Source organism: Spirillospora sp. NPDC046719 (assembly GCF_040645715.1).
Lineage (GTDB): Bacteria > Actinomycetota > Actinomycetes > Streptosporangiales > Streptosporangiaceae > Spirillospora.
Map to the genome: position 1 here is coordinate 1 of NZ_JBEYYT010000253.1, position 13,542 is coordinate 13,542.

Annotated in this window: 13 protein-coding genes; 10 read left to right on the forward strand and 3 right to left on the reverse strand. The window is 75.0% G+C overall.

The window, feature by feature from the left end; translation table 11 throughout:
* The 3 genes from ABZ914_RS32850 to ABZ914_RS32860 all read right to left on the reverse strand — a co-directional run.
* On the reverse strand, positions 1-1,222 hold a 1,222-nt coding region (locus ABZ914_RS32850), incomplete at its 3' end, for an aldehyde dehydrogenase family protein (protein ID WP_500198017.1).
* Positions 1,215-2,225, reverse strand: coding sequence for an ABC transporter substrate-binding protein (locus ABZ914_RS32855; protein ID WP_500198019.1), 1,011 nt, complete (start codon positions 2,223-2,225; stop codon positions 1,215-1,217). The genes ABZ914_RS32855 and ABZ914_RS32850, both read right to left, overlap by 8 nt.
* A gap of 158 nt (positions 2,226-2,383) precedes the next feature.
* A complete protein-coding gene (locus ABZ914_RS32860) occupies positions 2,384-3,718 on the reverse strand; it encodes an MFS transporter (protein ID WP_500198021.1) in 1,335 nt (444 codons plus the stop codon).
* Positions 3,719-3,968: 250 nt separating this feature from the next.
* On the opposite strand from ABZ914_RS32860, the gene ABZ914_RS32865 reads away from it, so the two are divergent.
* From ABZ914_RS32865 to ABZ914_RS32910, 10 genes are all read left to right on the forward strand, one after another.
* Positions 3,969-4,772 carry an alpha/beta fold hydrolase gene (locus ABZ914_RS32865; RefSeq protein ID WP_500198022.1) on the forward strand — a complete coding sequence of 268 codons (804 nt, stop codon included), beginning with the start codon at positions 3,969-3,971 and terminating at the stop codon, positions 4,770-4,772.
* On the forward strand, positions 4,772-5,779 hold the full coding sequence (locus ABZ914_RS32870) for an asparaginase (RefSeq protein WP_500198024.1): 1,008 nt from the start codon (positions 4,772-4,774) through the stop codon (positions 5,777-5,779). Before ABZ914_RS32865 ends, ABZ914_RS32870 begins: the two co-directional genes overlap by 1 nt.
* A gap of 104 nt (positions 5,780-5,883) precedes the next feature.
* A complete protein-coding gene (locus ABZ914_RS32875; protein WP_500198027.1) occupies positions 5,884-6,900 on the forward strand; it encodes a PDR/VanB family oxidoreductase in 1,017 nt (338 codons plus the stop codon).
* 104 nt (positions 6,901-7,004) lie between these two features.
* Entirely contained in the window at positions 7,005-8,222 is a 1,218-nt protein-coding gene (locus tag ABZ914_RS32880) for a Rieske 2Fe-2S domain-containing protein (RefSeq protein ID WP_500198028.1), read from the forward strand.
* Positions 8,212-9,123, forward strand: coding sequence for an alpha/beta fold hydrolase (locus ABZ914_RS32885; protein WP_500198030.1), 912 nt, complete (start codon positions 8,212-8,214; stop codon positions 9,121-9,123). The genes ABZ914_RS32880 and ABZ914_RS32885 overlap by 11 nt, the downstream gene beginning before the upstream one ends.
* Before the next feature lie 26 nt (positions 9,124-9,149).
* Positions 9,150-9,344, forward strand: a complete 195-nt coding sequence (locus tag ABZ914_RS32890; protein ID WP_500198032.1) for a hypothetical protein — start codon at positions 9,150-9,152, stop codon at positions 9,342-9,344.
* A 1-nt stretch (position 9,345) separates the two neighbouring features.
* The gene (locus ABZ914_RS32895; protein ID WP_500198033.1) at positions 9,346-10,680 is read left to right on the forward strand and encodes a M20 family metallopeptidase; all 1,335 of its coding nucleotides are present in this window, start codon (positions 9,346-9,348) and stop codon (positions 10,678-10,680) included.
* Entirely contained in the window at positions 10,677-11,636 is a 960-nt protein-coding gene (locus tag ABZ914_RS32900) for a DODA-type extradiol aromatic ring-opening family dioxygenase (RefSeq protein ID WP_500198035.1), read from the forward strand. Before ABZ914_RS32895 ends, ABZ914_RS32900 begins: the two co-directional genes overlap by 4 nt.
* A complete protein-coding gene (locus ABZ914_RS32905) occupies positions 11,633-12,487 on the forward strand; it encodes an alpha/beta fold hydrolase (RefSeq protein WP_500198037.1) in 855 nt (284 codons plus the stop codon). The genes ABZ914_RS32900 and ABZ914_RS32905 overlap by 4 nt, the downstream gene beginning before the upstream one ends.
* Positions 12,484-13,509 carry an LLM class flavin-dependent oxidoreductase gene (locus ABZ914_RS32910; RefSeq protein WP_500198039.1) on the forward strand — a complete coding sequence of 342 codons (1,026 nt, stop codon included), beginning with the start codon at positions 12,484-12,486 and terminating at the stop codon, positions 13,507-13,509. The genes ABZ914_RS32905 and ABZ914_RS32910 overlap by 4 nt, the downstream gene beginning before the upstream one ends.
* The last annotated feature ends 33 nt before the right edge of the window (positions 13,510-13,542 follow it).

Genomic DNA, 13,542 nt, shown 5'->3' on the forward strand with positions numbered 1-13,542 from the left:
GGGCGGCGGGCGGCGCCTCGGCGTTGAGCCTCTCCGCCAGGCCGCGCTCCTCCCGAAATGGCTCCAGTACGGCCACCGGGCCGGGCAGCGGCGAGGCTCCGGCGCCCGCCCCCTCCTCGCGGGCCAGCAGGGTCGGCCGGAAGAAGTACCCGCCGTCCAGCGGCGGCGGAAGCGCGGGCGTGCCGCCGCCCGCCAGCACGCGGGCGCCCTCGGCGGCGGCCCGCCGGACCGCGGTCCGCGCCTCGTCCCGGCGGGCCGCCGAGATCAGCGGCCCGAGCTCGGTGGCGAGGTCGAGCGGGTCGCCGAGCACCACCGCGTCCAGCAGCGCCGCCAGCCGGCCGGCGAACTCGCCGCGGACGGACTCGTGCACCAGCAGCCGCGCCGGCGTGGCGCCCGCCTCGCCGCCCGCCGTGCAGAGGGCGGTCGCGGCGTCCGCGACGGCCGCGTCGAGGTCGGCGTCCGGAAGCACGACCATCACCCCGGACCGGTGTCCCGGCCGGGCGGGCGCCACCACGCGATGCACGTCGCCGTGGCCGTCGAGGAGCGCGTCCGTCTCCGGGGCCACGCCGGTGACGACGTTGACGGCCCCGGGAGGGAGCAGGTCACCGGCGGCGCGGGCGAACTCCAGCACCGTCGCCGACGCCGCCCCGGCGGGGCGGACTACCACGGTGTTGCCCGCCGCCAGTGCCGGGCCGACCTGCCCGGCGAGGGACACCAGAGGCAGGGTCCACGGCACGCGGACGGCGAGGACGCCGAGCGGCTCCCGCAGCGTGTAGGCCATGGCGTGCGGGTCCTCCATCGGGACCTGCTCGCCTCGGTGGCCGCGGGCCAGCCCGGAGTACAGGCGCAGCGCCGCCACGCACGCGGGGATGTCGCACAGGTACGACTCGCGGACCGGCCGTCCTCCCTCGGTCGCCAGCAGGGCCGCCCACCGGTCCCGGTCCGCCTCGATCCGGTCGGCCATCCGCCACAGCGCCTCCTGGCGCGCCGCCGGACCGGCCCGGCGCCAGCCGGCGGCCGCCTTGCGCGCGGCGGCCACCGCGCCCTCGACCTGCGCGCCGTCCGCCTCGGGGATCTCCGCCCAGGCGGCGCCGACGCTCGGGTCCACCGCCGGGAACGCGTCCCGCGCGGGCGCCCACTCCCCGGCGATGAACAGGGCGTAGCGGACGTCGGGCCGGTGGGTCGCGCGCGTGCCGCCGCCGAGGAGCGGGCGCTCACGCACCGGGCCCCGCCGAGGCGCCCTGTGTCCCGACGTGCCGCTCGTACCAGCCCTGGAGCAGCACGGTCCGCAGATCGGGCGCCTTCTTGATCAGCTTCTGCCCGAGCAGGAAGTCCACCACCTTCTTCTCCGCCGCGTAGTCCGCGCCGGTGAAGCCGCGCGCCTTGAAGGTGATCTCCGGAAGCACCTTCACGGTCTGGTCGGCGGGGACCTTGACCTCCCGCTCCGTCGCCTCCGCCGCCGCCTTCGGCTCGGAGGTCACCAGGTCGTCGGCCCGCGCGACGACCCGGAACACCTTCCCTGCCGCGTCCTCGTTCCGCTCCAGCCAGGAGCGGCCGGCCAGCAGCCACTGGACGTACCCGACGCCGAAGTCGCCGATCCGCGCCGCGATGTGCCCGCCGTCCGCCGCGCCCTTCGCCGCCCACGGCTCGAAGAGGATGTAGGCGTCGACGGAGCCGCGCGCCAGCAGGCCGGGGATCTCCGGGGCGGAGCTCTTCACGATCTTCACGGACGCCGGGTCGATGCGGTTGTACCGCAGGTACGAGTACGTCGCGTAGAGCCCGATGCCCTGGATCGAGGCCATCGTCTTGATCTGCTGGGGCCTGTCCACGCCGTTGCGGAGCACGACCTTGAGGAAGCGGTCCGACGACTGGAACACCCCGAGGGCCCGCAGGTCGTCGCCGGCCGCCATCAGCGGCAGCGCGCTCGAGTCGGCGTTGACCGACATCTGCGCGGTCCCCGCCTGGACGGCCTGGGCCGCCGCCGGACCGCCCTCCACCTGCATGAGCTGGACGTTGAGGCCGGCCTTGGCGAACAGGCCGCGCTGCTTCGCCAGATAGAACGGCGCGTAGGAGGCGTCCACACCCAGGGCGATCCGGATGACCGGCCCCTTCACCGCGTTCCCCCCGCCCGAGTCGGTCGCCCCGGCGGTGCAGCCGGCGACGAGGAACACCGCGCAGGCGGCGGCCACGCCCGCCCACGCACCGTGTCTGAGTCTTGCGTTCATGGCTGGCTCTCCCCTGTCACCGGACGCCGTCTGGCTCTGTGCAGGGGAGGCTCCCAGCCGGCCGGCGCTCGCTTAAGCGCGGCGTACTGCTCACCGGAACGGGCCGGTTCGGAAAGGTCACGGCCGTCCCTAGGGTCATCGGCCAGGACCGTTCTCCGTCAGGTGTCCTGGGGAAGCGCGACCGGCGCGGCGGCGCCGCCGGAGGCCGCCGGGACCACCGCGGGTTCCTCGGGCATGCGGAGCAGCAGCCCGGCGACGATCGAGACCAGGGAGGCGCCGGCCATGTAGAAGGCGGTGGTGAGCCATCCGCCGGTCGCGGCCTGCAGGGAGGTGGCGACGGCGGGGGCGATGGCGTTGCTGGCGATGAGCCCGGTCGTGAAGGCGATCGACATGCCGCTGAACCGGATCGCCGCCGGGAAGACCCCGGCGAAGTAGACCGGGACCACGGCGTAGTTGGCGGCGTAGCCGGCGAGCAGCAGCGCCATCCCGAGCAGCATCAGGCCGTACTGCCGGGTGTCCAGCAGGGCGAACCAGGCGAAGGGCAGGACGACGAGCGACGCGGCGCCGCCGAGGAAGACCGGACGGACGCCGATCCGGTCGGAGAGCCATCCGAACAGGGGGACGCAGGCCATGACGACGACCGTGCCGGGCAGCAGGACGGCGAGCATCCGGTCGTTGCTCAGCCCGAGCGTCTCCTTGCCGTAGGTGAGGGAGTACACGGAGGCCATGGTGAAGGCCGTGCCCGCCGAGATGATGCCGAGCGCCACCAGCAGGACCGTGCGCCAGGACGTCCGGAACAGGTCGGCGACGGGCAGCCGCCGGACGGCGCTGTGCTGCTTCACCTCGTCGAACTCGGGGCTCTCCTCCACCGCGAGCCGGACGAAGAGCCCGATCACCACGAGGACCGCGCTGAGCAGGAAGGGGACGCGCCAGCCCCATTCCTTCATGGCCGAATCGTCCATGGCGAACACCGGGAGGAACACGAGGTTGGCGAGCAGGAGGCCCGCGGTCGTACCGGTGTTCACCAGGGATCCCAGTAGGCCGCGGCGGCCCCGGACGGCGTGCTCGGTGGTCAACAGGACGGCGCCGCCGTACTCGCCGCCGGCCGAGACGCCCTGCAGGATCCGCGCGATGACCAGCAGCACCGGCGCGAGGCTGCCGATCTGGCCGTGGTCGGGCAGCACCCCGATCAGGAAGGTGGACAGGCCCATCATGGTCAGGGTCAGGACGAGGATCCGCTTGCGGCCGATGCGGTCCCCGAAATGGCCGAAGACGAGCGCGCCGAGCGGGCGGGCGATGTACCCCACCGCGAAACTCGACAGCGAGAGCAGGGTCCCCACGAGCGGGTCGGACGACGGGAAGAAGATGTCGGCGAAGACGACCGAGGCCGCGAGCCCGTAGCACGCGTAGTCGTAGTACTCGACGGTCGTGCCGACCCAGCTCGCGATCGTGGCCTTGCGCTGCTGGGGCGCGCTGCTGCTCGTCGGGCTCATGGGCACCCTCCGGAAGACGGGACGGGGTCCGCCATGACCTGGGCACGGCCCAGGTCGCGGCCCGCTGGCCGGCGGCGTTCACCCGATTCCGCCGTACTATGTACGGCACAATGAACGTTTGTCAAGGGTCGCTTATCGACTCCGCTCCGCCGGACATTCACGCAGGTTACGACCACCAAAGGCGCGGATCGGCTGATACGGTGCCCCGGAATATGTTGAACCGTACTTAGTACGACACGGGAGGACGCCAGTGAGGGCACCACGGCCGGAGCGCGCGTACGCCGCGACCGCGGACGGGCTGATCCACTACGCGGAGCAGGGCCGGGGGGCGCCGGTGCTCCTGCTGCACCAGACGCCCCGCTCCTGGGACGAGTACCGGGACGTGCTGCCGCTGCTCGGCGCGCGGTACCGGGCGATCGCGATGGACACCCCCGGCTTCGGCGCGTCCGACCCGCCGGACGGCCCGTGGAGCATCGAGACGTTCGCGTCCGGGGTGCTCGCCCTGTGCGACGCGCTCGGGCTCGACCGCGTGGCCCTGGTCGGCCACCACACGGGCGGGGTGGTCGCCACCGAGGTCGCCGCCCGCGCTCCCGGGCGGGTGAGCGCGCTGGTGCTGTCGGGCGTCCCGTACGTGGACGCCGAGCGGCGCGCCAAGGTGGCGGCGCGCCCGCCGATCGACGACGTCGTCCCCCGGCCGGACGGCTCGCACCTGCGCGGGCTGTGGGACAACCGCCGGTCCTACTATCCGGACGACCGGCCGGACCTGCTGAACCGCCTGGTCCGGGACGCGCTGAACGTCCTCGACGGGGTGGAGGAGGGGCACCGGGCCGTCAACGCCTACGCGATGGAGGACCGCATCGGCCTCGTCCGCGCGCCGGCCCTGGTGATGTGCGGCGAGCTGGACGACTTCTCGCGGCCCGACATGGCCGCGCTGGCGGAGCGGCTGCCCGGCGCGGCCACCGAGCTGCTGCCCGGCACGGGCGTCCCCTCGGCCGACCACCGTCCCGACCTGTTCGCCGCGGCGGTCCTGCGCTTCCTCGACCGGGTGCTCTGATGGCGGGCACGGTCGCCTGGGTGCCGACCGGAGGGACGATCGAGGCCGTCGCCGACGACCGGCTCGACCTCGTCTCCTACGGCGAGAGCGGGCTGCGGATCACCCCGGCGGAGATCCTCGCCGGCCTGCCCGAGCTGTCCCGGGCGGCGCGGGTGCGGCCGGTGCCGTGGGCCGATCCCGGCCGCGCGCAGCTGCCGCCCAGCCATGCCTGGACGTTCCGCGACCTGGCCTCCCTGGCGCGGCTGGTGCGCGACGCCGCCGCCGCGTCCGACGGCGTGGTGGTCACCTGCGGCACCAACGGCCTGGAGGAGACCGCCTACTTCCTCGACCTGGTGCTGGACGGCTCCGTCCCGGTCGTCGTGACCGGCGCGATGCGCCCGTCCTCGGCGCTCGCGCCGGACGGGCCGGCGAACCTCCTGGCCGCCGTGCGGGTCGCGGCGCATCCGGCGGCACGGGAGTGCGGGGTGCTGGTGGTGCTCGACGACGCGATCCTCCCGGCCCGTGAGGCGGCCAAGTCCGCGACCTACCATCGCGGCGCGTTCCGCGCGCCGGGCCACGGGCCGCTCGGCTACGTCGACGCGGACGGCGAGGTCGTCCTGCGCCGTCGTCCGGCGCTCGTCGCGGCCCGCCCGCGCTTCGACCTCGACGCGCTGCCCGGACCGCCACCGCGCGTCGACGTCGTCACCTCCCATCTCGGCGCGGACGGAGCGCTCGTGGACGCCGCGGTGTCCGCGGGGGCGCGCGGGATCGTGCACGCGGGCCTCGGCGCCGGGCACCCGACACCGGCCGAGTGGGAGTCGCTGAAGGCCGCGGCCGGCGCGGGCGTCCTGGTCTGCCAGTCGACCCGCGTGGGGTCGGGACGGGTGGTGCCGCACGGGCCGATCCGCGCCGGAGGGTTCGTCGCCTGCGGCGACCTGAGCCCGTGGAAGGCCCGCCTGCTGCTCGCCCTCGCCCTGGCCCGGGGCGACGGCGCGGGCGCCGTCCAGGCCCTCTTCGACGCCTCCTGAGCGGCCTCGAACCGCAGGTGGGGGCGGTCTCCACTTGACGCCGTACTTTAAACCGTACATAGTACTGAACCATTCGAATCCGCTTCGATCGACGGAGGTCACAGGTGTCCGAACCGGTGGACGACCCCGAGGGCGTGCTCGAACTGCGCGTCGAGCAGCTCCGCCGGGAGGCCGACGGGGTGCTGTCGGTGACCCTCGCCGACCCCGAGGGCGGGCTGCTGCCCGCGTGGGAGCCGGGCGCGCACATCGACCTGGAGCTCCCCTGGGACGACGGCGGCGCCGGCGGCGAGGAGGCGCGGCTGGTGCGGCAGTACTCGCTGTGCGGCGACCCCGCCGACCGGTTCACCTACACGGTGGCGGTGCTGCGCGAGCACGACTCCTCCGGCGGGTCCGCCTTCGTCCACGAGGAACTGCGGCCCGGCGACCTGGTCGAGGTGGGCGGCCCGCGCAACCACTTCGCCCTCGTCCCCGCCGAGCGCTACCTGTTCGTCGCGGGCGGGATCGGCATCACGCCGATCCTGCCGATGATCATGGCGGCGGAGGCCGCCGGGACCGCGTGGACCCTCGCCTACGGCGGGAGGCGCCGCGAGACGATGGCCTTCCTCGGCGACCTCGCCGTGCACGGCGACCGCGTGCGGGTCGTCGTCGAGGCGGAGAGCGGGCCGCTCGACCTCGACGCCGTCCTGTCCGGCCCGCGCGAGGGCACCGCCGTCTACTGCTGCGGCCCCGCCGGGCTGCTGGACGCGGTCGAAGCGCGCTGCGACCCCGCCCGCCCCGACGACGCCTGGCCCGAAGGGGCGCTGCACATCGAGCGTTTCCAGGCCAAGGCGTTCGACGTCGACCCGGCGCGCGAGCGGCCCTTCCAGGTCGTGTGCGCCCGGTCGGAGGTCACCGTCCAGGTGCCCGCCGGCCGCTCCATCACCGACTGCCTCGACGGCGCCGGGATCGCGGTCCCCACCGCCTGCCGCGAGGGCATCTGCGGAAGCTGCGAGACCAAGATCCTCGACGGGGTCGCCGAGCACCGCGACTCGCTGCTGACCCGCGCCGAGCAGGAGGCCGGGCAGACGCTCATGGTCTGCGTCTCCCGCGCCCGCTCCGAGCGGCTCGTCCTCGACCTGTGACCGCGCCGGACGCCCCCGCGCCCGGCACCCCGGTGCTCGCTCCCCCGCCGGACGACCGCCCGCCCGGCTCCCCCGCTCCCCTTCCCACGACTTCGGAGGTCCCCATGACCGAACTCGCCGAACGGCCGGACGGCGTCCCCGCCGCGCGCCGCCGCCCCCGCCGCCGGACCGCGGCCCCGGCCGGCGCGCGGCCCGAGGCGCCCGCCGGGCAGGACTGGTCGGCCTGGCCCACCTACAACGACGCCGAGCTCGGCTTCCGCGACTTCTGGTACCCGGTCGAGTGGGCGCGCCGGATCGGCGCCAAGCCGGTGCCGGTCACGCTGCTCGGCGAGAAGATCGTCCTGATCCGGGACGGCGACACCGTCCGGGCCCTGCACGACCGCTGCCCGCACCGCGGCGTGCCGCTGTCGCTGGGCCGCCGCCAGTTCGACGGCACCATCAGCTGCCCGTACCACGGGTGGACGTTCGACCTGGAGGACGGCCGGCTCTGCGCCGTCCTCACCGACGGGCCCGAGTCGCCGATCTGCGGGAAGCTCGCGGTCCGCACCTACCCCGTCGCGGAGCGCCTCGGGCTGGTCTGGGTGTACGTGGGCGACGGCGACCCGCCGCCGGTGGAGCGCGACATCCCGTCCGAGCTGACCGGGAACGCCTTCGTGATGGGCGGGCGCACCGACATCCGCAAGGGCAACTGGCGGTTCGCCGCCGAGAACGGCTTCGACGAGGGCCACGCCAAGTACCTGCACAACACGGCCCTGTGGCGGCTGTTCAAGGTCATGCCCGCCTGGAACAAGACCCGGATCGTCGAGTCCGGCACGGACGGCTGGCTCATCCGCGTGCAGGACGAGGTGCACTGGGAGGCCGAGTTCCCGGGCTACGGCACCTTCACGAACAAGCGGTGGTGGAAGCGGATGCCGCTGCCGGACCACCCCGGCAAGTCCGCCGACATCAACCCCGTGATCGAGAAGATGGACATCCCGGGGTTCGTGTCGATCCGGCTGCCCGGCCTGCTCCGCGTCGCCTACCCGCACTTCATCCACTACGAGTGGTACGTCCCGGTCGACTCCGACCGCGTCCGCTACGTGCAGATCATGGTGCGGTTCGAGGGCGGTCTGAAGGCCGCGGTCTTCAAGGCCAAGTACCTCTCCTGGATCCGCTGGCTCTTCCACGGCCAGTTCACCGGCCAGGACGCGTGGATGGTCGACGTGATGGACGCCCCGCCGGAGAAGCTGTACCGGCCCGACCTGTCGCTGACCGCGTGGCGGCGGCACATCGAGAACAGCGCCCTCAAGGTGCAGCGGCTCCGGGGCGCCCGTGGCCGCTGAAGCCCGCGGCCCGGCCGGTCCACCGCCGCCCGGCAGGCCATCGGCGGGCGGGCCACCGGCGGGCGGGCCGCCGCCCGGCCGGGACGTCGACGCCGGGGGCGTCCGGCTGCGGATCGCCGAAATCGGGACCGGCCGCCCGACGGTTCTGCTGCACGGCGGCGGTCCCGGCTGCACCGCCTGGTCCGACTTCCGCGCGGTCGCCGGACGCCTCGCCGAGGGGCGCCGGCTGATCCTCGTCGACCTCGCGCAGTACGGCGCGTCCGAGGCCCCCGACGTCACCGGGCCCGCCGCGTCCTTCCACGCCGCCCGCGTCCTCGCCGCGCTCGACGCGCTGGGCGTCGGCCGCGCCGACTTCGTGTGCCAGTCGCTCGGCGGGACGGTGGCGCTCGCGCTGGCCGCCCGCCGCCCCGACCGCGCCGGGCGGCTGGTCGTCCCCGGCCCCCAGCCGGTCACGGCGCCCTGCGGCGTCCGGTCCGACGCGGCGCTCGGCGCGCGGGCGCGGGCCGAGTACTACGGCGGTGATGGCCCTACTCCCGAGAAGATGCGGTCGCTGCTCTCCGCCCTGGAATGGCACGACCCGTCGCTGCTCCCGGACACGACTGTCCGGCTCCGGTACGAGGCCAGCGTCACCCCGGCGGCGCTCGCACTCGCCGCCGGCACCGCCCGCCGCGGCGTCCCCGAGGACCTCACCGCCGCACTGCCCGCCGTGCGGTCCCCCGTGCTGCTGCTGTGGGGCGAGCACGACCCGTTCGCCGGCCCCGCCTACGCGCACTCGCTCGCGGCCCGGCTCCCCCGCGCGGACGTCGCCGTCCTCGGCCGCACCGCGCACCACCCCGCCGAGGAGCGGCCCGCCGCGTACGCCGCGCTGGCCGCCGCCCACCTCGACGGGCTCCTGCCCTGACCGACCCACCTCCCGGAGGTTCCGCCATGTCACGCAAGTCGCGCAAACCCCTGCTCTGCACCGCCGCGGCGATCGGGCTCGGGCTCGCCGCCGCCGGGCCGCTCCGCCGCGCCGTCGGCCTCGCCTTCCTGTACGCCACCGGCACCGTCGTCCGCGACGAGCGTCCCGCTGCCCCGCCCGCGACGGCGTCCGCGACGGCGCCCGCAGCAGGGGGGCGCTGAGATGCCCCGCCGCCTCGATCCCCGGCGGCGCGCCTGGGTGGAGGCCGCCTGGAAGCAGATCGACGACCGGCGGCTCACCGACCTGATCGCCGAGATGGTGGACGTCCCGAGCCCGACCGGCGAGGAGGGCCCCCTCGCCCGCCGGCTCGCCGATCGGCTCGCCGAGTCCGGGCTCGACGGCCGCTACCAGCCGATCGACGACGACCAGGGCAACGCCACCGGGCGGCTGCGCGGCGACGGCACCGGCCCCGACCTGCTGCTGTACGCGCCCATCGACACCCTCACCGTCGGCACCGAGGAGGAGGACGTCCCGCAGGTCGGCCCGGAACTGCGCGCCGACATGCGCCCGGCCGCCGTGGTGGAGGGCGACTTCGTCATCGGGCTGGGCGCCAGCAACCCGAAGGGGCACGGCGCCGCCGTGATCGCCGCCGCGCGGGCGGTGGCGGCGGCCGGCGTCCCGCTGCGCGGCGACCTGCTGGTCGGCCTCGGCGCCGGCGGCATGCCCACCAACCGGCGCACCGTCCCGAGCGCCCGGCGCCACAACGCGGGCCAGGGCAACGGCTGCTCGTTCATGCTGGAGCAGGGCATGTGGGCCGACTACGCCGTCATCGCCAAGCCCGGCTGGACGGCCGCCTGGGAAGAGGTCGGCCTGTGCTGGTTCGACGTCCGCGTCCACGGCACCTACAGCTACGTCGGCAGCCGGCACCGGATGCCCTACCGCAACCCGATCGTGGACGCCGGGACCGTCGTCGCGGGCCTCGAGGCGTGGTTCCCCGAGTACGCCGCCCGGCACACCGGCGGGCTCGTCGCACCGCAGGGAAACGTCGGCGGCATCGAGGGCGGCTGGCGCCGGACGGCGTCGCTGTCCCCGGCGACCTGCCGCTTCCACGTCGACCTGCGGATCAGCCCGCGCACCACCCCCATGCAGGCCAAACGGGAGTTCGCCGAGGCGATCGGGACGATCCTCGCCGCGCACCCGGGCATCCGGCTCGACTGGGAGATGACGCTCGCGATCCCCGGCACCGAGACGCCCGAGGACGACTGGATCGTGCGCGCGGCCAAGACCGCGTGGGAGGAGTTGGAGGGACGGCCGCACGAGCCCATCCTCGCCAACAGCGGCGCCACCGACGCGAACATCCTGCGCGCCCGCGGCATCCCGACCGTCCGCACCGGGATGGACCGCATCGGGGACGACGCGCCGATGCGCCTCGACTTCCCCGCCGGGATGAACGTGGTGGACGTCCGCGAGGCCCGCAGGCTCGTGCGCGCCCTCGTCCACACGATCGTCGACACCTGCACCCGGACCCGCGACGAGATCGCGGAGGAGGCGCCATGAGCGAGATCGTCCTCGGCGTCGGGGCGTCGCACAGCACCCTGATGAACACGCACTGGGACGAGGTCGACCACCTGCCCGGCGCGCACCGGTTCCGCGACGGCCTCGCCGAGGCCCGGCGGCTCGTCGGCGCCGCGCGCCCCGACGCCGTCGTCGTCATCGGGTCGAACCACTTCCGGGGGTTCTTCCTCGACCTGATGCCCGCGTTCACCGTCGGGGTCGGCGAGGTGAACGGCGCGGGCGAGGCGGGCACCCCGGGCGGGCCGCTGCCGGTCGACGCCGTTCTCGCGCGCAGGATGGTGGACGGCCTGGTCGGCGCGGGCTTCGACCCCGCGTTCTCCCTCCGGCTGACCGTCGACCACGGCATCACCCACAGCCTCCAGTACCTGGTGCCCGACCTGGACGTGCCGATCGTCCCGGTCGTGGTGAACATGTTCGCGCCGCCGCTCCCGTCGCTGCGGCGCTGCCAGGCCCTCGGCGCGGCGATCGGCGAGGCGATCCGGTCCGACGGCGACGGGAAGCGCGTCGCGGTCATCGCGTCCGGCGGGCTGTCGCACCGGCTGCCCTGGCCCAAGTGGTACGACGCGCTCAGCGACGACGACCGGTTCCTCGTCGAGGCATGGCTGAACGGCCGCGACTCGTGGAGCGAGTACGAGGTCCGCCGCCGGCGGATCATCCGGGCCGCGGAACCCGACGTCAACCCGGAGTTCGACGCGTGGTTCCTCGACCTGCTCGCCCGCGGCGACCTCGACCCGGTCACCGCGATGAGCGACGCCGAGCTGACCGACCGCGCCGGCAACGGCGCCCAGGAGATCCGGTCCTGGATCGCGATGGCCGCGGCCGTCGGCCCCGCCACCGGCCGCACCCTCGCCTACGCCCCCGTCGACGCCTGGCTCACCGGCATGGGCGTCGCCGCGCTGCATCCCCGCACCACCACCCGACAGGAGACCCGACCGTGAGCATCTGGACCGACCTGACCGGCATCGACTTCGCCGTCCGCCACATCGACGTCGGCGGGCTCCGCACCCGCGCCCTCCAGGCCGGCGAGGGCGACGCGGTCGTCTTCCTGCACGGTACGAGCGGGCACCTGGAGGCGTTCGTCCGCAACATCCCGGCGCACTCCGCCCGCTACGCCTGCCACGCCGTCGACATGATCGGGCACGGCTACACCGACGGCACCGGCGAGCCGTACCGCATCCCCCGCTACGTCGAGCACGTGCTCGGCTACCTCGACGCCTGCGGGATCGAGCGGGCGCACTTCGTCGGGGAGTCGCTCGGCGGCTGGGTCGCCGCGCGGCTCGCCGCCGACCACCCCGGACGCGTCGGGCGGCTCACCCTCGTCGCGCCGGGCGGCACCGTCGCCAACCCGGCCGTCATGGAGCGCATCAAGACCAGCACCAGGGCCGCCGTCGCCACCGATGACGTCGGCCTCACCCGCGAGCGGCTGCACCTGCTGATGCGCGACCCGGCCGCCGACGTCTCCGAGGAACTGGTGGAGGTCCGGCATGCCATCTATCACCGGCCGCAGTTCGTGAAGGCCATCGACGACCTGCTCTGCCTCCAGGAAATGGAGAACCGCACCCAGGACCTGCTCACCCCCGAGCAGATGGGCCGCATCACCGCGCCGACCCTGATCGTGTGGGGAGCGCAGAACCCGTTCGGGGACGTCCCCGAGGCGCACCGCATGAACGCGTCCATCCCCGGCTCCCGGCTGGAGATCTTCGGCGAGTGCGGGCACTGGCCGCAGCACGAGCACGCCGACCGGTTCAACGCCCTCAACCTGGCGTTCCTCGCCGAGGACCGGGCATGAGCGCGGCCGTGCCCGCCGTCGGGATCCGCGTCCCGCCCTGCGTGCCCGGCGACCGGCTGGTGCGGACCGTGAGGCGGGCCGAGGAGGTGGGCTTCGACCAGGCGTGGTTCCCCGACTCGCAGTTGCTGTGGCGGGACGTGTTCACGAGCCTGACCGCCGCCGCCCTCGGCACCGAGCGGATCGGGCTCGGCACGGCCGTCACCAACTTCGCCACCCGGCATCCGGCCGTGCTCGCCTCCGCCGCCCGCAGCGTCGCCGAACTGGCCCCGGGCCGGTTCGTCCTCGGCGTCGGCGTCGGCAACAGCTCGGTCGGTCCGGTCGGCATGCGCCCCTCGACCGGCGCCGAGATGCGCGCCGGGATCGCCACGCTGCGCGCCCTCCTGGAGGGCCGCGACCACGACTTCGGCGGCACCGTGTCGCGGCTGCGGGACCCCGTGGAGGTGCCGGTCTTCATGGCCGCGAGCGGGCCGCGCAACCTGCGGCTCGCCGGGGAGATCGCCGACGGGGCCGTGCTGCTCAGCGGCGTCTCCCCCGCGACGCTGGCCGACGCGGCCGCCCGGGTCGCCGAGGGCGCGGACGCCGCGGGCCGCGCCCCGGTCCCGCTGGTCGCGTCCGCGTTCTGCGCGGTGACCGACGACGTGGAGCGCGCCGCCCGGCAGCTCAAGCCCATCTGCGCCGGGATCGCCCGGAACGGCGGCGGCACGGCGCTCGCGCTCGCGGGCGTCCACGTGGACGTGCCGGACCGCATCGAGGGCGTCTACCCCGACCTCGTCCACGCCGAGGACTGGGACGCGGCCGTGCGGATCTGCTCGCAGTGGGTCAGCGACGAGGCCGCCGCCGCGTTCGCCCGCGCGTTCTGCCTGTTCGGCACGGGCGAGGAGATCGCCGCCCGGCTGCGCGGCCTCGGCGCCGCCGGCGTCGGCGGCGTCTTCCTCCAGCACGTCGGCTCCTACGACCTGCCCGAGGACCTGATCGAGGCGGTCGGGCGGAGCGTCCTGCCGGCGCTGCGGGAGGGGGCGTGACGGTCCTCGCCGACCTGGCCGCCCGCGCGAGGC

Bases quoted from the DNA above. Each gene is read 5' to 3' on its own strand.
- ABZ914_RS32880 (WP_500198028.1), top strand. From the start codon at position 7,005: ATGACCGAACTCGCCGAACGGCCGGACGGCGTCCCCGCCGCGCGCCGC.
- ABZ914_RS32890 (WP_500198032.1), top strand. From the start codon at position 9,150: ATGTCACGCAAGTCGCGCAAACCCCTGCTCTGCACCGCCGCGGCGATC.
- ABZ914_RS32895 (WP_500198033.1), top strand. From the start codon at position 9,346: ATGCCCCGCCGCCTCGATCCCCGGCGGCGCGCCTGGGTGGAGGCCGCC.
- ABZ914_RS32860 (WP_500198021.1), bottom strand. From the start codon at position 3,718: ATGAGCCCGACGAGCAGCAGCGCGCCCCAGCAGCGCAAGGCCACGATC.
- ABZ914_RS32870 (WP_500198024.1), top strand. From the start codon at position 4,772: ATGGCGGGCACGGTCGCCTGGGTGCCGACCGGAGGGACGATCGAGGCC.
- ABZ914_RS32855 (WP_500198019.1), bottom strand. From the start codon at position 2,225: ATGAACGCAAGACTCAGACACGGTGCGTGGGCGGGCGTGGCCGCCGCC.
- ABZ914_RS32900 (WP_500198035.1), top strand. From the start codon at position 10,677: ATGAGCGAGATCGTCCTCGGCGTCGGGGCGTCGCACAGCACCCTGATG.
- ABZ914_RS32910 (WP_500198039.1), top strand. From the start codon at position 12,484: ATGAGCGCGGCCGTGCCCGCCGTCGGGATCCGCGTCCCGCCCTGCGTG.